The organism is Cupriavidus sp. 30B13 (assembly GCF_049059565.2).
Classification (GTDB): Bacteria; Pseudomonadota; Gammaproteobacteria; order Burkholderiales; family Burkholderiaceae; genus Cupriavidus.
In genome coordinates this window covers 754,876-774,986 of sequence record NZ_CP188223.1, presented here as the reverse complement: position 1 = coordinate 774,986, position 20,111 = coordinate 754,876, and the positions used below count along the sequence as shown (strand labels likewise).

The window sequence follows — 20,111 nt, the reverse complement described above, 5'->3', positions numbered from 1 at the left end:
CTTCTATATATGGACAGGCCCGCGGTGCCGGGCTGCAAGCGGGCTACAGATAGCCGCCCAGGCTCAGCAGCTCCGTCACCACGATGCCGGCGAGGAAGCCGCCGGCCAGCAGCAGCGCGGTGGCGATCAGGCGGTTGGTGCGGCGCTGCTCGGCGATCAGCGTGCCCAGCAGCCTCTCCTGGTGGCCGTTGTCCACCAGCGTGCGGCGCTCGAGGAACTGGTGCGCCAGGCGTGGGAAGTCGGGCAGCATCTTGGCCCATTGCGGCGCCTCCACCTGCAGGCGCTCCCAGGCGCCCTTCCAGCCCACCTGCTCGTGCATCCATTTTTCCAGGAAGGGCTTGGCGGTCTTCCACAGGTCCAGGTCGGGATCGAGCTGGCGGCCCAGGCCTTCGATATTGAGCAGGGTCTTCTGCAGCAGCACCAGCTGCGGCTGGATCTCGACATTGAAGCGGCGCGAGGTCTGGAACAGGCGCATCAGCACCATGCCCAGCGAGATCTCCCTGAGCGGCTTGTCGAAATACGGTTCGCAGCAGGCGCGCACCGCGCTTTCCAGTTCTTCCACGCGCGTGTCGGACGGCACCCAGCCCGATTCGACGTGCAGCAGCGCCACGCGATGGTAGTCGCGGCGGAAGAAGGCGATGAAGTTCTGCGCCAGGTAGTTCTTGTCGAACTCGGAGAGCGCGCCGACGATGCCGAAGTCCAGCGCGATGTAGCGGCCGAGCGTCTGCGGCGCCACCGACACCAGGATGTTGCCCGGGTGCATGTCGGCATGGAAGAAGCCGTCGCGGAAGACCTGCGTGAAGAAGATCTCCACGCCCTCCTCCGCCAGCTTGTGCATGTCCACCCCGGCGGCCTTGAGCGCCTCGGTGCGCGAGATGGGGACGCCGTGCATGCGCTCCATCACGAAGACCTCGCTGCTGCAGAAGTCCCAGAACACCTCCGGCACCAGCAGCAGCCTGGTGTCGTTGAAGTTGCGACGCAGCTGGCTGCAGTTGGCGGCCTCGATCATCAGGTCGAGTTCGTCATGCAGGTATTTGTCGAACTCGGCCACCACCTCGCGCGGCTTGAGGCGCTTGCCGTCGGCCCAGAAGCGCTCGAGCCAGGTGGCGAGGTCGCGCATCAGCGCCAGGTCGCTGTCGATCACCGGCAGCATGCCCGGGCGCAGCACCTTCACCGCCACTTCGCGGCCGTGGCCGGAGCCGCCCTTGAGGGTGGCGAAGTGCACCTGCGCGATCGACGCGCTGGCCACCGGCTGGTGGTCGAAGCTCTCGAACAGCGTGGCCAGCGGCCGGCCCAGCGAGCGCTCGATGATCTTGACCGCCACCACCGGGTCGAACGGCGGCACCTGGTCCTGCAGCTTGGCCAGCTCGTCGGCGATGTCGGCCGGCATCAGGTCGCGCCGGGTCGAAAGCACCTGGCCGAACTTGACGAAGATCGGCCCCAGCCGCGTGAGCGCCAGCCGCAGGCGCTCGCCGCGCGGCATGTCGAGCTTGCGCCCGATCGTGATGACCCGCACCAGGAAACGGATGCGGCGGCTCTTGAAACCGGACAGCACGAGTTCGTCCAGCCCGTAGTAGAGGATGACGAAAACGATCTTGCAAAGGCGCAGGAAGCGGGTCATGCAGGTTTTTTCAGTATTTGGGCGCTACGGATTGGCCGATGCGGGAGTGCCGTCGGCATGGGCTGGCGGCGTTCAGCGATGGGCGGACGGCAGGCCGCTGCCCGCCCCGGCGCCCGCGGCCGCGCCGGGCTGCGGGCGGGCGCGCTGCTCCAGCTTCTCCAGCCGTTTTTCCAGCCGCGCCAGATCGTCGCCGAGCGCCCGCACCCCGGTGTCGAACTCGTCGAGCGCGGCGTGGCGCACCAGGGTGGGCTGCTCGTCCAGCAGGTATTCGGTCACGTTGTCGACCAGCGCGCGGCCCAGCCGCGTGGCCTGCGCATGCGCTTGCTGCGCGCCCTGCACCACGCGCTGCGCCACGCTGTCGCTGAGCGGGCCGCCCAGGATGCCGCGCAGCGCGCGCGACAGGTCCTCGGCGGCATCCCAGCGCAGGCTGCGCGCCAGCGTCGACACCGTGTTGGCCAGCTCGGCGTCGCCCTCGATGCGCACGTGCTTCATCGCCGCCGCCTGCCCGCCATCGGCGATGTCGGACGCCACCAGCGGCCATTGCTGCAGCGGCACGGTCAGCGTCACCGCCGGCGCCTCTGCCGCCGGCGCCGGCTCGACCAGCCCCTGGCCGGTGACGCGCAGGGCCACCGTGAAGGCAGCCGCATCGAAGCGGATCACGCGGCCGGCGAAGGGCTGGAGCAGCGACAGCGCCCACGGCTCCTGCTCGAGCAGGTGGTTCAGGGCAGTGATGGGGGGCGTGGTCAGGGCGGTGGGGAGGGTGGGCATAAGGACGGGGTGGGCTGGGGGCGGGGCCTTTCAGTGCGTTCGGGTTGAAGTCCGCGGAATCCGGGTGGCTGGCGGATCGGTGCCGGCGGCTGCCGCGGTGCGGCGCCGCCGAACAAAAAAAGCCCACGTTTTCACGTGGGCCTCCATTCTAAGCCACCTGCCGCCGGGCAGCAGCCCGCCGGCACGGCACGCTTGTCACGCTCAGGACACTTGCTGGATCCCGGCCAGCACCCAGCCGCCGCTGCCGCTGACCGGCTTGGCCAGGTTCCAGACCTCGGCGAACGGCTGCGCCGGATCGCCGGCCTTCTCGCGGATCATGCCGGAGAAGCGCACGCTGGCCAGATGCTGCGCGGGGCTGTCCTCGATGCCCAGCAGCTCGGCGTCCAGCGTGACCACGTCGGTCTTGTTGATCTCGGCGCCGCGCTCGGACAGGTCCATCTTGATCTCGGCGAACATTTCCGGCGTGGTGAACTCGCGGATGTCCTCGAGGTTGCCGGCGTCCCACGCGGCCTGCAGGCGCACGTAGTAGACCTTGGCGTTGCGCAGGAAGGCGTCGGTGTCGAAATCGGCCGGCACGCCCCAGGGCTGCGCGGCGGCCGCGCCCGCCATCACCGGCGCGGCCGCACCGGCCGCGGGCATGACGGGATTGGGCGCGCCGGCGGGCACCTGCTGGCGCAGGACCGGCTCGCTGCTGCCGCTCGAGCCGCTGTTCATGCCGCCCAGGCCGCCGCCGGCGTAGGCCGGCTGCTGCGCGCGGCCGGCGCCGCCGCGGAACTTGCGGATCAGCCACATCACCACGAAGGCGGCCAGCGCGATCAGGATCAGGTTGGACAGGAAGCTCATCGCCGCGCCGCCCAGGCCGAAGTGCGACAGCAGCCAGCCGATGCCCAGGCCGGCGGCGATACCGCCCAACATGCCGCCCCAGTTGCGCTTGGGCGCGGCCGCGGCGGCCGCCCCGGCGCCGGCTGCGGCACCGGCGGGCGCGGCCTGCTGGCCCGGCTGCTGGGCCGGCGCCTGGTTCGGCGATTGCTGCGGCGGCGTCTGCTGGCGCTGCGTCACGTTCGACGATTGCTTGCCGAAGCTGCGCGAGCCGCCGCCCAAGCGCTTGGCATTGGCGTCCAGCGCCATGCCGAGGGCGAGGGTGCCGATCAGCACCGCCGCCATGAATTTTCCGCGAATTTGCGACATATATGCACTTCCCCTGTCAAGTTCGCTCATCTTCATTGAGCCTATATCAGTCTAGTACTTTCGCCCGACGTGAAGAGCCACGACTCCGGCCGTCAGATTGAAGTATTCGACATTTTCCAGGCCCGCATGTTCCATCAGACGTACAAGTGAAACCTGGTCTGGATGCATTCTGATCGATTCCGCCAGGTAGCGATAGCTGTGGGAATCCTGGGCCACGCGCTCGCCGAGCCAGGGGAGCACCTTGAAAGAATAGATGTCGTAGGCTTTTTCCAGCGGTTTCCAGACCTTGGAGAACTCCAGCACCATCACCTTGCCGCCCGGCTTGACCACGCGGCGCATCTCCGCCAGCGCGGCATCCTTGTGGGTCATGTTGCGCAGGCCGAAGGCCACCGTGACGAGGTCGAAGTGGTTGTCGGGGAACGGAATGTGCTCGGCATCGCACAGGCAGACCGGGGTGACGATGCCCTTGTTGAGCAGCCGGTCGCGGCCCACGCGCAGCATCGACTCGTTGATGTCGGTCAGCCAGACCTCGCCGGACGGGCCGGCCTGGCGGGCGAAGACCTTGGCCAGGTCGCCGGTGCCGCCGGCGATGTCGAGCACCTTGAAGCCGGGGCGCACGCCGGCCTGGGCGATGGTGAACATCTTCCACAGCCGGTGCATGCCGCCCGACATCAGGTCGTTCATGACGTCGTACTTGCTGGCCACCGAATGGAATACGTCCGCCACCTTGCCGGCCTTCTCCTCTTCGCTGACCTTCTCGAACCCGAAATGGGTTTCGCTCATGACTTGCTCCGTAATTCAGTAATCGCGTCAATATCCGCGCCGGTGACCGCTTCGGTCGCCGTGCGCGCGGCCGCGCGCCTCACCGCGCGCGGCGGCCGGGCTCAATGGTTGCCGCAGGCGTGGCCACCGGCGGCCGGCATGGGAGCGTCGCGGTCGATGCCCGCCGCCTCCAGCCGCTTCAGGTAGGCCTGCCAGTTGGCATCCTGCTCGGCGCCGAGGCGGTACAGCAGTTCCCAGGAATAGATGCCGGTATCGTGGCCGTCCGAGAAGCGGATCAGGATGGCGTAGTTGCCGACCTGCTCGACCGCCGCGACGGTGACGTCGCGCTTGCCGGTCTGCAGCACTTCCTGCCCGGGCCCGTGGCCCTGCACCTCGGCCGAGGGCGAGTTCACCCTCAGGTATTCGAAGGGCAGCCGGAAGCTGGCACCGTTGTCGAAGCCCACCTCCAGCACGCGCGACTGGGTATGCACGGTGAGGGCGGTGGGATGGGGAGTATCTTTTTCGAGGCCTGCCATGATGGGTGGCGCGCGGCTGCGGGCGCGCCGCAGGCTGCGGCCACAACCGCTCTCACGCTTCGTGTACGACCCGATAGCTTACCGCAGCCGCCTCGCCTTGCCCACTTTGCCCGTTTTGTCCGTTCGGGTCCGCCTCCCAGTGCGCGCCGTCGGCGGCGACGTAGCGCAGCCGGCGGCCGTGGAAAGCGGCCACCGTGCTGCGGTGGGCGATGCTGACGATGGCCGCGCGGGGCAGCGACTCCACCATCAGGCGGTACATCGCTTCCTCGGTTTCCTCGTCGAGCGCGCTGGTGGCTTCGTCGAGGAACAGGTAGTCGGGCTTCTGCAGCAGCGCGCGCGCGAAGGCCAGCCGCTGCTGCTCGCCCGGCGACAGCCGCAGCGACCAGTTGTCGAACACGTCGAGCTGGCCGGTCAGCGCGCCGAGCCGGGCCTGCACCAGCACCCGCTGCAGCGCTTCCGTGCTGTGCACGGTGCCCGCGTCCGGATAGGCCAGCGCGTCGGCCAGCGAGCCGATCGGCAGGTAGCTGCGCTGCGGCAGGAACAGCATGCGCGCCGCGCGCGGCATCGACACCGTGCCGCTGCCGTAGGGCCAGATGCCGGCCAGCGCGCGGAACAGCACGCTCTTGCCGCAGCCCGACGGGCCGCTCACCAGCCAGCGCTCGCCCGGCGCGATCTGCAGCGAGAACGGCGCCACCAGCGGGCGCTGCAGGATCTCGCCGCGGGTCTCGGTGCGCACCGGCAGCGCCAGCGCCAGCGTGTCGATGCGGATGGCCTCGCCGTCGGCCTGGTCCACCTCGATGTCGCGCACGCCGGTGTGCTCCTGGTCCTGGCGCTCGGCCACGCGGATGGCGTCGCGGAAATCGATCAGCCGGTTGGCCGCCGCCTTCCAGCCCACCAGCGTGGCATAGCTGTCGACGAACCAGGACAGCGCGCCCTGCACCTGGCCGAAGGCGGAACTCATCTGCATCAGCCCGCCCAGCGTCATCTTGCCGCCGAAGTAGCGCGGCGCCGCCACGATCAGCGGGAAGATGATGGCGAACTGGCTGTAGCCGGAATTGACGAAGGTCAGCCGCCGCGTATAGCGCATCAGCTGGTTCCAGTTGGCGCGGATGCGGTCGAAGCGCGAGCGCAGCCCGGCCTGCTCGGTCGGCTCGCCGCGGTACAGCGCCACCGGCTCGCTGTTCTCGCGCAGGCGCACCAGCGTGAAGCGGAAATCCGCCTCGTACTGCTCCTGCTGGAAGTTCAGGCCGATCAGCGGGCGCCCCACCAGGTGGGCGATCAGCGAGCCGACCACCGCGTAGCCCACCGCGAACCACACCATGTAGCCGGGAATGGTGAGCGTGGTGCCGCCCAGCGCAAAGCTGATCGGCCCCGACACCACCCACAGGATGCCGACGAAGGACAGCAGCGTGACCACCGAATTGAGCAGCCCCAGCGAGAGCGACAGCGCGCCGTCGGTAAACGAGCGCAGGTCGTCGGCCAGCCGCTGGTCGGGGTTGTCGGTGGCGTGGGTCTGCTCGATGCGGTAGTAGGCCTGGTGGCTGAGCCAGTGGTCCATGAACTGGCCGGTCATCCAGGTACGCCAGCGCATCTGCAGCATCATGGTGTAGTACTGCCGCGAGATGGCGGCCACGATGAAGAAGCCGGCGATCCACGAGAAGCGCAGCAGCAGCGTCTTGAACGAGGTGTAGTCGTGCTGCTCCAGCGCGTTGTAGAACACCCGGTTCCACTCGTTGAGCAGCACGTTGATATAGACGATGCCCAGGTTGAGCGCCACCACCAGGGCCAGCAGCCCGAGCCCGGCCTTGCGGTCCTCGGACTTCCAGTAGGGCTTGATCAGGTCCCAGGTCTCCGCCATGCGCAGGCGGCTCTGGATCTTGAGGGCACGGGCCGGCACGGCCGGGCCCGGTACGGTAACGGAGGTGGGTGTAGACATGGCACCTTTCGCGCAAGCAGGGGCACGCAAGGCCACCGGCCTGCGCTCGTGGAAGATATTAGCCTGTTAGAAGCCAGCCTGTTAGAAGCCGGCGGCGCGTGCCGGGTTCCATAGCGACTACAACGCGGCACGCCCGCCCGGCGTGGACGCCTAGCCAGGCTCCTCGATGTGCGACAACGCGTCGCACAGCACCGGCAGCCGCGACGCCAGCTCCGCCAGCCGCGCGGCGTCGGCTTCGCGCTGCGGCGCGGCCCACACGGCCTCCGGGAAGTGCGTGTCCCAGCGATAGCGCGGAATGACGTGCCAGTGCAGGTGCGGCACCATGTTGCCGAAGGCGGCCAGGTTGATCTTGTCGGGCGTCATCACCTCGCGCACGGTGCGCTCGACGCGCGCCACCAGCCGCATCAGCCAGGCCTGGTCCTCATGGGGCAGGTCGGTCTGCTCGGCCACGTGGCCGTTCCAGACCACGCGGCAGAAGCCCGGAAAGCGCGCGTGCTCGACCAGGATGATGCGCGCGCGCTCGCCGCGCCAGGCCAGCTCGCCGCCGTCGGTCTCGCACAGGGGGCAGCCATCCGCGGCGCGCGTCACACCAGCACCCGCTCGATGCCGCCCGCATTGGCGCGGGCCACGTAGTCGGGCATCCAGTTCTCGCCCAGCAGGTGCTTGGCCATCTCGACCACGATGTAGTCGGCCTGCACCGTGGCGTCTTCCTTGTAGCGCGACAAACCCTGCAGGCACGACGGGCAACTGGTCAGGATCTTGACGTCGCCGCCGAAGCCGTCGGCGCGCAGCTTGTCCGCGCCCCTGGTCATCTCTTCTTCCTTGCGGAAGCGGATCTGCGTGGAGACGTCCGGGCGGCTCACCGCCAGCGTGCCCGACTCGCCGCAGCAGCGCTCGTTCTTCTCGATCTTGCCGCCGCCCTCGTTGCCGCCCATCAGCGCGTTGACGAGCTTGGTCGGGTCCATGGTCTTGATCGGCGTGTGGCAGGGGTCGTGGTACATGTAGCGCGTGCCGGTCACGCCTTCGAGCTTGACGCCCTTCTCCAGCAGGTATTCGTGGATGTCGATGATGCGGCAGCCCGGGAAGATCTTGTCGAATTCGTACCCGGCGAGCTGGTCGTAGCAGGTGCCGCAGCTCACCACCACGGTCTTGATGTCGAGGTAGTTGAGCGTGTTGGCCACGCGGTGGAACAGCACGCGGTTGTCGGTGACGATCTTCTCGGCCTTGTCGAACTGGCCGTTGCCGCGCTGCGGATAGCCGCAGCACAGGTAGCCCGGCGGCAGCACGGTCTGCACGCCCACGTGCCACAGCATGGCCTGGGTGGCCAGGCCGACCTGCGAGAACAGCCGCTCCGAGCCGCAGCCCGGGAAGTAGAACACCGCCTCGGTCTCGGGCGAGGTCCGCTTCGGGTCGCGGATGATCGGCACGATCTCGTTGTCCTCGATGTCGAGCAGCGCGCGCGCGGTCTTCTTGGGCAGGTTGCCCGGCATCTTCTTGTTGATGAAGTGGATCACCTGCTCCTGCACCGGCGCCCGGCCCACCGTCGCCGGCGGGTGCGCGGTCTGCTTCTTCGCCAGCTTCCTGAGCACGTCGTTGCCCAGGCGCTGCGCCTTGTAGCCCCAGTCGATCATGACCTTGCGGGTCATGTTGATGGTCTGCGGGCTGGTGGCGTTGAGGAAGAACATCGACGCCGCGGTGCCGGGGTTGAACTTCTTCTGCCCCATCTTGCGCAGCAGGTTGCGCATGTTCATCGACACGTCGCCGAAGTCGATCTTGACCGGGCACGGTGTCACGCACTTGTGGCACACCGTGCAGTGGTCGGCCACGTCGGAGAACTCGTCCCAGTGCTTGATCGAGATGCCGCGCCGGGTCTGCTCCTCGTACAGGAACGCCTCCACCAGCAGCGAGGTCGCCAGGATCTTGTTGCGCGGGCTGTACAGCAGGTTGGCGCGCGGCACGTGGGTGGCGCACACCGGCTTGCACTTGCCGCAGCGCAGGCAGTCCTTGACGCTGTCGGCAATGGCGCCGATGTCGCTCTGCTGCATGATGATGGACTCGTGCCCCATCAGCCCGAACGACGGCGTGTACGCGTTGCGCAGGTCCGCGCCCGGCAGCAGCTTGCCCTTGTTGAAGCGGCCCTGCGGGTCCACGCGCTGCTTGTACTGGCGGAACTCGCCGATCTCGTCCTCGGTCAGGAACTCCAGCTTGGTGATGCCGATGCCGTGCTCGCCGGAGATCACGCCGTCGAGCGAGCGCGCCAGCGCCATGATGCGGGCCACCGCGCGGTGGGCATCCTGCAGCATGTCATAGTCGTCGGAGTTGACCGGGATGTTGGTGTGCACGTTGCCGTCGCCGGCGTGCATGTGCAGCGCCACGAAGACACGCCCGCGCAGCACCTGCTTGTGGATCTTCTGCGCCTCGTCCAGGATGGGCTTGAACTCGCCGCCGTTGAAGATGTTGCGCAGCTCGGCGCGCACTTCGCTCTTCCACGACACGCGGATGGTGCGGTCCTGCAGCAGGTGGAACACGGTGGCGTCCGGCTGCTGCGCCAGGCGCGCCTCGAAGGCCTGGCCGAGCAGGCCCAGGCCGTGGCCGATCAGCGCGGCGCGCGCGGCCGACAGCGGCGTGTCGAGGTGGTCCTGCAGGTAGATCCAGCGCGAGCGGATCTCGCGCAGCAGCTGCAGCGCGTGCTGCACGCGGTCTTCCAGCAGCTCGGCGCTGGGGATCTCGTTGGCGTCGTCGCTGCGGCCCAGCGGCAGGTTGCCGCGCGCGAAGAACGCCTCCAGCGCGTCGGTCAGCTTGAGCTTGTTCTTGATCGACAGCTCGATGTTGATGCGCTCGATGCCGTCGGTGTACTCGCCCATGCGCGGCAGCGGGATCACCACGTCTTCGTTGATCTTGAAGGCGTTGGTGTGCTTGGCGATGGCGGCGGTGCGCGAGCGGTCCAGCCAGAATTTCTTGCGCGCCTCGGGGCTGACCGCGACGAAGCCTTCGCCGCTCTTGCCGTTGGCCATGCGGATGACCTCGGAGGTGGCGCGCGCCACCGCGTCCTGGTCGTCGCCGACGATGTCGCCGATCAGCACCATCTTCGGAAACGCGTTGCGCTTGCTCTTGGTGGCGTAGCCCACCGCGCGCAGGTAGCGCTCGTCGAGGTGCTCCAGGCCGGCCAGGATGGCGCCGCCGGGCGTGCGCGACTCGACGTCCAGGTAGTCCTTGATCTCGACGATGCTGGGGATGGCGTCGCGCGCCTGGCCGAAGAACTCCAGGCACACCGTGCGCACGTGCGCCGGCATGCGGTGCAGGATCCAGCGCGCGCTGGTGATGATGCCGTCGCAGCCTTCCTTCTGGATGCCGGGCAGGCCGGCCAGGAACTTGTCGGTGACGTCCTTGCCCAGGCCTTCCTTGCGGAACTTGCGCCCTTCGATGGCCAGCGTCTCGGTGCGCAGCGGCTTCTCGCCGGGCGCGCGGCTGCCGTCGGACCACTTCAGCTCGAACGTGGCCACCGGCACATCGTGGATCTTGCCCAGGTTGTGGTCCAGCCGGGTGACTTCCAGCCAGTTGCCTTCCGGGTCCACCATGCGCCACCAGGCCAGGTTGTCCAGCGCGGTGCCCCACAGCACGGCCTTCTTGCCGCCGGCGTTCATGGCCACGTTGCCGCCGATGCAGGAGGCATCGATGGAGGTTGGGTCCACCGCGAACACCAGCCCGGCGCGGTCGGCCGCGTCGGCCACGCGGCGCGTCACCACGCCGGCGCCGGAGAAGATGGTGGCGACCTTGTGCGCCACGCCCGGCAGGTCGCTCTGCTCGACCGGCCCGAGCTGCTCGAGCTTCTCGGTATTGATGACCGCGCTCATCGGCGTGAGCGGCACGGCGCCGCCGGTGTAGCCGGTGCCGCCCCCGCGCGGGATGATGGTCAGGCCCAGCTCGAAGCAGCCCTTGACCAGGCCGGCGATCTCTTCCTCGGTGTCCGGGGTGAGCACCACGAACGGATATTCCACGCGCCAGTCGGTGGCGTCGGTCACGTGCGAGACGCGCGACAGGCCGTCGAACTTGATGTTGTCCTTCTGCGTGACGCGGCCCAGCACGCGCTGGGTGCGCTTGCGCAGCTCGTAGGCGTCAGCGAACTCCTGCTTGAAGTCCTCGATGGCCTGCTTGGCGAAGCTGACCAGCTGCTCGACGCGGTGGGAGCGGCCCTCGGCGGCCGGCTCGGCGTGCTCGGCACGGTCGGCGGCGCGGCGCTTCTCCACTTCGGACAGGCGGTGATGCAGCGCGGTCACCAGCATCTGGCGGCGCTTGGGATTCTCCAGCAGGTCGTCCTGCAGGTAGGGATTGCGGCGCACCACCCAGATGTCGCCCAGCACTTCGTACAGCATGCGGGCGGAGCGGCCGGTGCGGCGCTCGCCGCGCAGTTCGTCCAGGATGCGCCAGGCTTCCTCGCCCAGCAGCCGGATGACGATCTCGCGATCCGAGAAAGACGTGTAGTTATAAGGGATCTCACGCAGGCGCGGCGGGGCATCCTGCGCGGCGAGTTTGGCATCGAGCACGAGTGGGGCGTTCATGGGGAGGGACCGCTACCTGTAGCGCACGGGGACGGTGCGCCGGATCGTCTTTAAAGGGCAATTGTACTTCAAGGCCTGCTTTCGCCGCACCGCAGCATGCGGGAATGGAATAGCCCCGGCGGCGCCCGCGCCGGGCCGCCGGCGGCCGCGGCCGCCCCGGAAAGGCGCCTAGAACAGGCCGCGCAGGCTGGCACCGATGCCGTGCCAGACGCTGTCCGGCACCGTCAGCAGGGCCACGGTCATGGCAAGGTAGCGCAGAAACTTGCCGATCGCCATGTAAACCAGGCTGGGCCAGAACGGCAGGCGCAGCCAGCCGGCCAAAGTGCACAAAGGATCACCAATGGCCGGCAGCCACGACGCCAGCAGCGTGGGCGGCCCGAGCCGGCGCATCCAGCGGAAGTAGCGCTGGTTCAGCGCCGGCTTGTGCGGCTGGCGCGGGTGGCGCCGGTGCTCGGCGTGCTCCTGCGCGTGCTCGCGCTGCTGGCGGCGCTTGCGAAAGCGCACCAGCGCGAGCTTGGCGGCGTAGCCGAGCCACCAGTCGATGGCGCCGCCGGCGGTGTTGCCGAGCGTGGCCACCACGACCGCCGGCCAGAACATGTGCGGGTTGAGCTTGATGTAGCCGAATACCGCCGGCTCGGAGCCCAGCGGCAGCAGCGTGGCCGAAACCAGGCTGACCACGAAGATCGCCGGCAGCCCCACCTTGGGCAGGGCGACGGTGCCGAACAGCCAGTCGATGAAGCCTTCCATTGGCAAGAATGATCCTGTGGTTCCGCGCCGCCGCGCGGGCCGCCCCAGGGGGGCAACCCGCATGGCAGGCACCGGTGATTTGTGATTAACTGTTAGAGCCTGCCGCGGGCAAACGTTCGCGGCCAGGACCAACATCACGAAATAGCCGTCAGCAGCAACATCACCAAACGGCAGTAACGCGTCGTGGCCAGTCCCGCGCAGCATTTCGGGATTTGCGGCATTGGTCATGCACGTGTCCACCCACATGGAGACAAGCATGGCGATTCCTCTGCGCCTGACCGTCAACGGCCGCGCCGTCGAGGCCCAGGTCGAACCCAACACCCTTCTCGTCCAGTTCCTGCGCGAACAGCTGCGCCTGACCGGCACCCACGTGGGCTGCGACACCGCGCAATGCGGCGCCTGCACCGTGCACCTGGATGGCCGCGCCGTCAAGTCGTGCAACCTGCTGGCGCTGCAGGCGGACGGCGCCCGCGTCACCACCATCGAAGGGCTGGCCCCCGAAGGGCAGCTCCATCCCATGCAGGAAGCCTTCCGCAACTGCCACGGCCTGCAGTGCGGCTTCTGCACGCCCGGCATGGTGATGAGCGCCACCGCGCTCGTCAAGTCCCGGCCCGATGCCGACGCCGCCGCCATCCGCGAGCAGCTCGACGGCAACCTGTGCCGCTGCACCGGGTACCACAACATCGTGCGCGCCGTGCAGGAAGGCCAGGCCGCGATGCATGGCGCCACCGCCAGCGCCGAATAAGGGGCCCGCCATGAACGCACCCGAACACCAGCACCTCATCGGCGCCCCGGTCAGGCGCAAGGAAGACTACCGCTTCCTGACCGGCAACGGCCAGTACACCGACGACATCGTGCTGCCGCAGCAAAGCTACGGCTGTTTCGTGCGCTCGCCGCACGCGCACGCGCGCATCCGCGCCATCGACAAGACCGGGGCGCTGGCCTCGCCCGGCGTGATCGCCGTCTTCACCGGCGACGACATCGCCGCCGACAAGGTAGGCGGCCTGCCCTGCGGCTGGCTGATCCACAATATCGACGGCAGCCCGATGAAGGAGCCGCCGCACCCGGTGCTGGCGCAGGGCAAGGCGCGCCACGTGGGCGACCAGGTCGCGCTGGTGGTGGCCGAGACCCTGGCGCAGGCCCGGGACGCCGCCGAGAAGATCGAGGTGGACTACGAGGAGCTGCCGGCCGTGGTCAACACCGCGCAGGCCGCCGCGGCCGCCGCGCTGGTGCACGACGACGTGCCGGAGAACACCAGCTACGTGTGGGGCCACGGCGACCGCGCCGCCACCGACGCCGCCTTCGCCCGCGCCGCCCACGTGACCACGCTGGAAATCGTCAACAACCGCCTGATCCCCAACGCGATCGAGCCGCGCGCGGTCAACGCCAGCTACACGCGCCAGGACGACAGCTACACGGTGTACGTCGCCAACCAGAACCCCCACGTGGAACGCCTGCTGATGGGCGCCTTCGTGCTGGGCCTGCCCGAGTCGCGGCTGCGCATCATCGCGCCGGACGTGGGCGGCGGGTTCGGCTCCAAGATCTTCCTGTACGCGGAGGACGTGGCGCTGACCTGGGCCTCGAAGAAGGTCGGGCGGCCGGTCAAGTGGACCGCCGAACGCTCGGAATCCTTCCTCACCGACGCGCACGGGCGCGACCACGTCACCAAGGCCGAACTGGCGCTCGACGCCGACGGCAGGTTCCTGGCCATGCGCGTGCACACGGTGGCCAACATGGGCGCCTACCTGTCGACCTTCGCCTCGAGCGTGCCCACCATCCTCTACGCCACGCTGCTGGCCGGGCAGTACGCCACGCCGGCCATCTACGCCGAGGTGCGCGCCGTGTTCACCAACACCGCGCCGGTGGACGCCTACCGTGGCGCCGGCCGCCCGGAAGCCACCTACGTGGTCGAGCGGCTGGTGGAAGCCGCCGCGCGCGAGCTGAAGATGGACCCGGCCGAGCTGCGCCGCAAGAACTTCATCCGCGCGTTCCCCTACGCCACGCCGGTCGGCCTGACCTACGACACCGGCGACTACGAACCGTGCCTGGCGCGCGCGCAGGAGCTCGCCGACGTGAAGGGCTTCCCGGCGCGGCGCGACGAGGCCAGCCAGCGCGGCAAGCTGCGCGGCCTGGGCTACTCGTGCTACATCGAAGCGTGCGGGCTGGCGCCGTCGAACATCGCCGGCGCGCTGGGCGCACGCGCGGGGCTGTTCGAGGTGGGCGAGATCCGCGTCCACCCGACCGGCACCGTGACCGTCTTCACCGGCTCGCACAGCCACGGCCAGGGCCACGAGACCACCTTCGCGCAGGTGGTGGCGGACCGCCTGGGCATCGCGCTCGACGCGGTGGAGATCGTGCACGGCGACACCGGCCGGGTGCCGTTCGGCATGGGCACCTACGGCTCGCGCTCGCTGGCGGTGGGCGGCTCGGCCATCATGAAGGCGCTCGACAAGATCGAAGCCAAGGCCAAGAAGATCGCGGCCCACCTGCTGGAGGCGTCCGACGCCGACATCGAGTTCAAGGACGGCGTGTTCAGCGTGGCCGGCACCGACCGCAGCAAGACCTTCGGCGAGATCGCGCTGACCGCCTACGTGCCGCACAACTACCCGCTCGACAAGCTCGAGCCGGGCCTCAACGAAAACGCCTTCTACGATCCCACCAACTTCACCTACCCGTCCGGCGCCTACGTGTGCGAAGTGGAGGTGGACCCGGACACCGGCGAGAGCCAGGTGGTCAAGTTCACCGCGGTGGACGACTTCGGCAACATCATCAACCCGATGATCGTCGAAGGCCAGGTGCACGGCGGCATCGGCCAGGGACTAGGGCAGGCCATGTTCGAGCAGTGCATCTACGACGACGACAGCGGCCAGCTGCTGACCGGCTCCTACATGGACTACGCCATGCCGCGCGCGGGCGACCTGCCGGACTTCACCGTGGAAACCGCCAAGGGCACGCCCTGCACGCACAACCCGCTGGGCGTGAAGGGCTGCGGCGAAGCCGGCGCGATCGGCTCGCCGCCGGCCTTCATCAACGCGCTGGTCGATGCGCTCGCGCCGCTCGGCGTGCACGACATCCAGATGCCCGCCACGCCGCACCGCGTCTGGCAGGCGATCCAGCAGGCCAACCGCCGCGCGCAAGGCGCCAACTGAACCGGAGGCAGACCATGTACGCATTCCACTTCGAACGCGCCGCGGACGCCAGGGCCGCGGTGGCCAGGCTCCAGGCCGATGTCGACGCCAAGTTCCTCGGCGGCGGCCAGAGCCTGCTGGCCGCGATGAAGCTGCGGCTGGCGGCGCCGTCGGCGCTGATCGACGTATCGCGCATCGCCGGCATGGCCGACATCCGCATGGACAACGGCGAGCTGGTGATCGGCGCGGCCGCGCGCCATGCCGACGTGGCCGGCAACGCGGAAGTGGCCAAGGCCATTCCCGCGCTGGCCGCGCTGGCCGGCGGCATCGGCGACCGCCAGGTGCGCGCGATGGGCACGCTGGGCGGCTCGCTCGCCAACGACGATCCCGCGGCCTGCTATCCGGCCGCGGTGCTGGCGCTCGACGCCACCGTGGCGACCGACCGCCGCAGCATCGCCGCCGACGATTTCTTCAAAGGACTCTACGAGACCGCGCTGGCGCCCGACGAGCTGATCACCGCGGTGCGCTTCAAGGTGCCGGACCAGGCCGCCTACATCAAGTTCCGCAACCCGGCCTCGCGCTTCGCGCTGGTGGGCGTGATGGTGGCCCGCTTCGGCAACGCGGTGCGCGTGGCGGTCACCGGCGCGGCCGACAGCGTGTTCCGCTGCGCGCCGCTGGAGCAGGCGCTGTCGGCCAGCTTCACGGCGGCGGCGGCGCGCGCGGTCACGGTGGATGCGGGCCGGCTGAACGCCGACCTGCATGCGTCGGCCGAGTACCGGGCGCACCTGATCCCGGTGCTGGCGGCGCGGGCGGTGGCGCAGGCCGGCGGGGGCTGAGGCGGCGCGGGCGCTTTCGCACTGGCGGGCGCCCGCCCTCTCCCCCGGCCCCTCTCCCACAAGTGGGAGAGGGGAGCACACCGACAGCGATGCAGGCACCGTCGGCTTTCTCCCCTCTCCCGCACGCGGGAGAGAGGCCGGAGGAGAGGGCCAGCGCCGCAGCCCCACCAAGCCCACGCAAACCCACCGCCTCACTCCGCGCCCCCAACACCATGCTCCCCACCTCCATCGACCACACCGCCGCCCTGCTGGAGGCGCAGCAATATTTCGCCGACCGCGAGACCGCCACCGTGCTCTACCTGGCGCTGCGCATGCAGCGCCCGCTGTTCCTCGAAGGCGAGCCTGGCGTGGGCAAGACCGCGCTGGCGCGCGCCATCGCCGGCGCGCTCGGCACGCGCCTGCTGCGCCTGCAGTGCTACGAGGGGCTGGACGCGTCGAGCGCGCTCTACGAGTGGGACTACCCGCGCCAGATCATGGCGCTGCGCCTGGCCGAGGCGCGCGGCGAGCGGCCCGAGGCGCAGTCGCTCTACCACGACGATTTCCTGCTCAAGCGCCCGCTGCTCGAATCGCTGCTGCCCGACCCGGCGGCGCCGGGCATGCCGCGCGTGCTGCTGATCGACGAGATCGACCGCGCCGACGAGCCGTTCGAGGCCTTCCTGCTGGAAGTGCTGTCCGAATACCAGGTGTCGATCCCCGAGATCGGCGTGGTGCAGGCCGGACGCGCGCCGCTGATCGTGGTCACCTCCAACCGCACGCGCGAGGTGCACGACGCGCTCAAGCGCCGCTGCCTGTACCGGTGGATGGGCTATCCGCAGCGCGAGCGCGAACTGCAGATCGTGGCCGCGCGCGCGCCGGAAGCCGCCGAGGCACTGCAGCGCGAGGCCATCGACTTCATCCACGGCCTGCGCGGCATCGACTTGTTCAAGGCGCCCGGCATCGCCGAGGCCATCGACTGGTGCCGCGCGCTGGCCGCGCTCGGCGTGAGCGAGCTCGACCCGCAATCGGTGCGCGACACGCTGGGCGTGCTGCTGAAGTACCAGGACGACTTGGCCCGCGTCGACGGCCCCACCGTGGCCGAGCTGCTGGCCGGCGCGCCGCGAGCCTGAGCCATGCCCGCGCTGCACCCGGACGCCAAGCCCGCCGGCGCGACTGCCGCCGGCGCCATGCCCATGCTGGCGCGCAACGTCACGCACTTCGTGCGGCTGCTGCGCGACGCCGGCTTCGGGCTGTCGCCGGCGCACGCCGTGGACGCGCTGGTGGCGCTGCAATACGTCGACATCGGCCGGCGCGACGAAGTGCGCGCGGCGATGGCCGCGCTGATGGTCGGCGGCCCCGACCAGCGGCCCTTGTTCGACGCCGCCTTCGACCTGTTCTGGCGCGACCCCGACTGGGAAGGCAAGCTGCGCGCCCTGCTGCTGCCGCGCGTGGATGCCGGCGCGCCGCCGCCGCGGCGCAACAACCGCCTGGCCGACGCGCTGGCCGCGCAGCGCCCGCCCGAAGCCGCGCGGCGCGGCCAGGAAAACAAAGCGCGCGAGGAACGCTTCGGCGCCCCGCTCACCTTCTCGGCGCAGGAGCGGCTGGCGCGGCGCGATTTCGAGACGCTCGGCGCCGAGGAATGGCGCGCGCTGCGGCACATGATCCGCGCGCGCCACACGCGGCTGGCCACCGAGCGCACGCGCCGCCTGCGCGCCGCCGCCGGCGGGCCGCGCGCCGACCTGCGCGCCAGCGCCAGGCTGGCGGTGCGCCAGCAGGGCGAATGGCTGCGCTGGAAATTCCGCCGCCAGGCCGAGCGGCGCCCGCCGCTGGTGCTGCTGCTGGACATCTCCGGCTCGATGAGCCAGTACTCGCGCGCGGTGCTGTACTTCTGCCACGCGCTGATGCAGTCGCGCGAGCGGCTGTCCGTCTTCCTGTTCGGCACCCGCCTGACCAACATCACCCGCACGCTGCGCGAGCGCGACCCCGACCAGGCCATCGAGGCCATCGCCGGCCAGGTGCGCGACTGGGCCGGCGGCACCCGCATCGGCGCCGCGCTGGGCGCCTTCAACCGCCAGTGGGCGCGCCGCACGCTGTCCGGGCGCGCCACCGTGCTGCTGGTCACGGACGGCCTGGACCACGAGGACATCGGCCTGCTGGAAGACGAAATGGCGCGCCTGCGCCGCTTCGCCCACCGCATCCTGTGGCTCAACCCGCTGCTGCGCTACGCCGGCTTCACGCCGCAGGCGCGTGGCGTGCAAGCCATCCTGCCCCACGTGGACGCGCTGCGCCCGGCCCACAACCTGGACAGCCTGTTCGCGCTCGAAGCACTGCTGGCCGCCCCGCGCACATTACGGACAAAGCCCGGCCAACCCGCCAAGGAGACCGCCCCACCATGGAAATGACACAGACGAGGCAGCTGCCGGTCGCGCAGCAGACCGCCTGGGAAGCCCTCAACGACACGGCCCTGCTCAAGCAGTGCATCCCGGGATGTGAGAGCATCGAGCCTGACGGCGACGCCGGCAACGCCTACCTGCTGGCGCTGACCGCCGCGGTCGGCCCGGTCAAGGCGCGCTTCAAGGGACGCATGGCCTTGCAGGACGTCCAGGCGCCCGACAGCTACACCATCCAGTTCGACGGGCAGGGCGGCGCGGCCGGCTTCGGCAAGGGCAGCGCGCGCGTGACGCTGGCGCCCGCGGGCGAGCACACGCTGCTGACCTACACGGTCAACGCCCAGGTCGGCGGCAAGATCGCGCAGATCGGCTCGCGCCTGGTCGACGCCGCGGCGCGCAAGATGGCCGACGCCTTCTTCGACCGCTTCACGGCGGCGCTCGGCGGCGGCCCGCAGGCGCAGGCCGGGGCCGAGACCGGGGTGGAGACCGGCGCGGAGACCGGGGTGGAGGCGCAGACAAGGACGGCGGACGATGCCGCCGGGGACGGGGCGGCTGCCGGCGACGGCAGCGCGCCCGATGCACAGAACGGTGAAACGAAGCGGAAACGATCATGGACAGCGTGGATCTCGAAGTCCTGAAAAGCAGCGTGCGCTGGATGGCCGAAGGCCACCGCACGCTATTGGTGACGGTGGTCAGGACCTGGGGCTCGTCGCCGCGGCCCGAAGGCGCCATGCTGGCGGTGCGCGACGACGGCCTGGTGGTCGGCTCGGTCTCGGGCGGCTGCATCGAGGATGACCTCATCGACCGCGTGCGGCGCGAGGGCATCGCCGGCACCCGCCCCGAGTCGGTCAAGTACGGCATCAGCGCCGAGGAGGCGCATCGCTTCGGCCTGCCCTGCGGCGGCACCATCGAACTGGTGACCGAGCCGCTGAACGCCGCCAGCGGGCTGGCGGAGCTGCTGGCGGCGGTGGAAGGCGGCAAGCTGGTGGCGCGCACGCTCGACATGGCCAGCGGCCGCGCCACGCTCGGCCGCGCCGAGGCCACCGACGGCCTGGCCTTCGACGGCCGCACCCTGCTCACCATCCACGGCCCGCGCTACCGCATGCTGGTGATCGGCGCCGGGCAATTGTCGAAGTACCTGTGCCAGATCGCGGTGGGACTGGGCTTCCAGGTCACCGTGTGCGACCCGCGCGAGGAATACACCGAGAGCTGGGACATCGCCGGCGTCACCATGGTGCGCACCATGCCGGACGACACCGTGATGGAAATGAAGCTGGACGAGCGCAGCGCGGTGATCGCCCTCACCCACGACCCCAAGCTCGACGACCTGGCCCTGATGGAAGCGCTGCGCACGCGCGCGTTCTACGTGGGCGCGCTCGGCTCGCGCCGCAACAACCAGGCGCGCCGCGAACGGCTCAAGGAATTCGATCTCAACGACCTGCAGCTCGCGCGCCTGCACGGCCCGGTCGGCATCTACATCGGCAGCCGCACGCCGCCGGAAATCGCCATCTCGATCCTGGCCGAGGTGGTGGCCGCCAAGAACCACGTCTCGCTGCCCGACATCCTGCAGGTCGAAGGCGCCAAGGCCGCGCGCGAGCTGGCGGCCGACGCGGCCAGTTCCTGCGGCGTCGGCTCGTGACGCATCCGTGACGCATCCGTGACGC

16 protein-coding genes are annotated in these 20,111 nt (G+C 69.8%); 7 read left to right on the top strand and 9 right to left on the bottom strand.

Annotated elements, in window-relative coordinates; genetic code table 11:
- Positions 1-43: 43 nt before the first annotated feature.
- The 9 genes from ubiB to ACKI2N_RS03610 form a co-directional block, all read right to left on the bottom strand.
- The gene (gene ubiB / locus ACKI2N_RS03650; RefSeq protein WP_420995857.1) at positions 44-1,621 is read right to left on the bottom strand and encodes a ubiquinone biosynthesis regulatory protein kinase UbiB; all 1,578 of its coding nucleotides are present in this window, start codon (positions 1,619-1,621) and stop codon (positions 44-46) included.
- A gap of 72 nt (positions 1,622-1,693) precedes the next feature.
- Positions 1,694-2,389: a ubiquinone biosynthesis accessory factor UbiJ gene (locus tag ACKI2N_RS03645; RefSeq protein WP_420995855.1), complete on the bottom strand. Its 696-nt coding sequence runs from the start codon at positions 2,387-2,389 to the stop codon at positions 1,694-1,696.
- Positions 2,390-2,590: 201 nt separating this feature from the next.
- Positions 2,591-3,577 carry a Tim44 domain-containing protein gene (locus ACKI2N_RS03640; RefSeq protein WP_420995853.1) on the bottom strand — a complete coding sequence of 329 codons (987 nt, stop codon included), beginning with the start codon at positions 3,575-3,577 and terminating at the stop codon, positions 2,591-2,593.
- Positions 3,578-3,628: 51 nt separating this feature from the next.
- The gene (gene ubiE, locus ACKI2N_RS03635; protein WP_420995851.1) at positions 3,629-4,360 is read right to left on the bottom strand and encodes a bifunctional demethylmenaquinone methyltransferase/2-methoxy-6-polyprenyl-1,4-benzoquinol methylase UbiE; all 732 of its coding nucleotides are present in this window, start codon (positions 4,358-4,360) and stop codon (positions 3,629-3,631) included.
- A 101-nt stretch (positions 4,361-4,461) separates the two neighbouring features.
- The gene (locus ACKI2N_RS03630) at positions 4,462-4,875 is read right to left on the bottom strand and encodes a gamma-butyrobetaine hydroxylase-like domain-containing protein (RefSeq protein ID WP_420995849.1); all 414 of its coding nucleotides are present in this window, start codon (positions 4,873-4,875) and stop codon (positions 4,462-4,464) included.
- A gap of 52 nt (positions 4,876-4,927) precedes the next feature.
- Positions 4,928-6,811, bottom strand: a complete 1,884-nt coding sequence (locus ACKI2N_RS03625) for an ABC transporter ATP-binding protein/permease (protein WP_420995847.1) — start codon at positions 6,809-6,811, stop codon at positions 4,928-4,930.
- 150 nt (positions 6,812-6,961) lie between these two features.
- Positions 6,962-7,399 carry an HIT family protein gene (locus tag ACKI2N_RS03620; RefSeq protein ID WP_420995845.1) on the bottom strand — a complete coding sequence of 146 codons (438 nt, stop codon included), beginning with the start codon at positions 7,397-7,399 and terminating at the stop codon, positions 6,962-6,964.
- Positions 7,396-11,370, bottom strand: a complete 3,975-nt coding sequence (locus tag ACKI2N_RS03615) for a DUF3683 domain-containing protein (RefSeq protein WP_426990425.1) — start codon at positions 11,368-11,370, stop codon at positions 7,396-7,398. The genes ACKI2N_RS03620 and ACKI2N_RS03615 overlap by 4 nt, the downstream gene beginning before the upstream one ends.
- Positions 11,371-11,538: 168 nt before the next feature.
- Entirely contained in the window at positions 11,539-12,117 is a 579-nt protein-coding gene (locus ACKI2N_RS03610; protein WP_420995841.1) for a YqaA family protein, read from the bottom strand.
- A 256-nt stretch (positions 12,118-12,373) separates the two neighbouring features.
- On the opposite strand from ACKI2N_RS03610, the gene ACKI2N_RS03605 reads away from it, so the two are divergent.
- From ACKI2N_RS03605 to ACKI2N_RS03575, 7 genes are all read left to right on the top strand, one after another.
- Positions 12,374-12,862 (top strand): (2Fe-2S)-binding protein, encoded by a 489-nt coding sequence (locus ACKI2N_RS03605; RefSeq protein ID WP_420995839.1) that lies wholly within the window; start codon positions 12,374-12,376, stop codon positions 12,860-12,862.
- Between the two features lie 10 nt (positions 12,863-12,872).
- Complete coding sequence (locus ACKI2N_RS03600) at positions 12,873-15,266, top strand: xanthine dehydrogenase family protein molybdopterin-binding subunit (protein ID WP_420995837.1); 2,394 nt, start codon at positions 12,873-12,875, stop codon at positions 15,264-15,266.
- Between the two features lie 14 nt (positions 15,267-15,280).
- A complete protein-coding gene (locus ACKI2N_RS03595) occupies positions 15,281-16,081 on the top strand; it encodes an FAD binding domain-containing protein (RefSeq protein ID WP_420995835.1) in 801 nt (266 codons plus the stop codon).
- 212 nt (positions 16,082-16,293) lie between these two features.
- On the top strand, positions 16,294-17,187 hold the full coding sequence (locus ACKI2N_RS03590) for an AAA family ATPase (RefSeq protein WP_420995833.1): 894 nt from the start codon (positions 16,294-16,296) through the stop codon (positions 17,185-17,187).
- Between the two features lie 3 nt (positions 17,188-17,190).
- On the top strand, positions 17,191-18,459 hold the full coding sequence (locus tag ACKI2N_RS03585) for a vWA domain-containing protein (RefSeq protein ID WP_420995831.1): 1,269 nt from the start codon (positions 17,191-17,193) through the stop codon (positions 18,457-18,459).
- Complete coding sequence (locus tag ACKI2N_RS03580; RefSeq protein ID WP_420995830.1) at positions 18,450-19,085, top strand: CoxG family protein; 636 nt, start codon at positions 18,450-18,452, stop codon at positions 19,083-19,085. Before ACKI2N_RS03585 ends, ACKI2N_RS03580 begins: the two co-directional genes overlap by 10 nt.
- Complete coding sequence (locus tag ACKI2N_RS03575) at positions 19,058-20,086, top strand: XdhC family protein (RefSeq protein ID WP_420995829.1); 1,029 nt, start codon at positions 19,058-19,060, stop codon at positions 20,084-20,086. Before ACKI2N_RS03580 ends, ACKI2N_RS03575 begins: the two co-directional genes overlap by 28 nt.
- Positions 20,087-20,111: the final 25 nt, after the last annotated feature.

Bases quoted from the DNA above. Each gene is read 5' to 3' on its own strand.
- ubiB (WP_420995857.1), bottom strand. From the start codon at position 1,621: ATGACCCGCTTCCTGCGCCTTTGCAAGATCGTTTTCGTCATCCTCTAC.
- ACKI2N_RS03645 (WP_420995855.1), bottom strand. From the start codon at position 2,389: ATGCCCACCCTCCCCACCGCCCTGACCACGCCCCCCATCACTGCCCTG.
- ACKI2N_RS03640 (WP_420995853.1), bottom strand. From the start codon at position 3,577: ATGTCGCAAATTCGCGGAAAATTCATGGCGGCGGTGCTGATCGGCACC.
- ubiE (WP_420995851.1), bottom strand. From the start codon at position 4,360: ATGAGCGAAACCCATTTCGGGTTCGAGAAGGTCAGCGAAGAGGAGAAG.
- ACKI2N_RS03630 (WP_420995849.1), bottom strand. From the start codon at position 4,875: ATGGCAGGCCTCGAAAAAGATACTCCCCATCCCACCGCCCTCACCGTG.
- ACKI2N_RS03625 (WP_420995847.1), bottom strand. From the start codon at position 6,811: ATGTCTACACCCACCTCCGTTACCGTACCGGGCCCGGCCGTGCCGGCC.
- ACKI2N_RS03615 (WP_426990425.1), bottom strand. From the start codon at position 11,370: ATGAACGCCCCACTCGTGCTCGATGCCAAACTCGCCGCGCAGGATGCC.
- ACKI2N_RS03610 (WP_420995841.1), bottom strand. From the start codon at position 12,117: ATGGAAGGCTTCATCGACTGGCTGTTCGGCACCGTCGCCCTGCCCAAG.
- ACKI2N_RS03605 (WP_420995839.1), top strand. From the start codon at position 12,374: ATGGCGATTCCTCTGCGCCTGACCGTCAACGGCCGCGCCGTCGAGGCC.
- ACKI2N_RS03600 (WP_420995837.1), top strand. From the start codon at position 12,873: ATGAACGCACCCGAACACCAGCACCTCATCGGCGCCCCGGTCAGGCGC.
- ACKI2N_RS03595 (WP_420995835.1), top strand. From the start codon at position 15,281: ATGTACGCATTCCACTTCGAACGCGCCGCGGACGCCAGGGCCGCGGTG.
- ACKI2N_RS03590 (WP_420995833.1), top strand. From the start codon at position 16,294: ATGCTCCCCACCTCCATCGACCACACCGCCGCCCTGCTGGAGGCGCAG.
- ACKI2N_RS03585 (WP_420995831.1), top strand. From the start codon at position 17,191: ATGCCCGCGCTGCACCCGGACGCCAAGCCCGCCGGCGCGACTGCCGCC.
- ACKI2N_RS03580 (WP_420995830.1), top strand. From the start codon at position 18,450: ATGGAAATGACACAGACGAGGCAGCTGCCGGTCGCGCAGCAGACCGCC.
- ACKI2N_RS03575 (WP_420995829.1), top strand. From the start codon at position 19,058: ATGGACAGCGTGGATCTCGAAGTCCTGAAAAGCAGCGTGCGCTGGATG.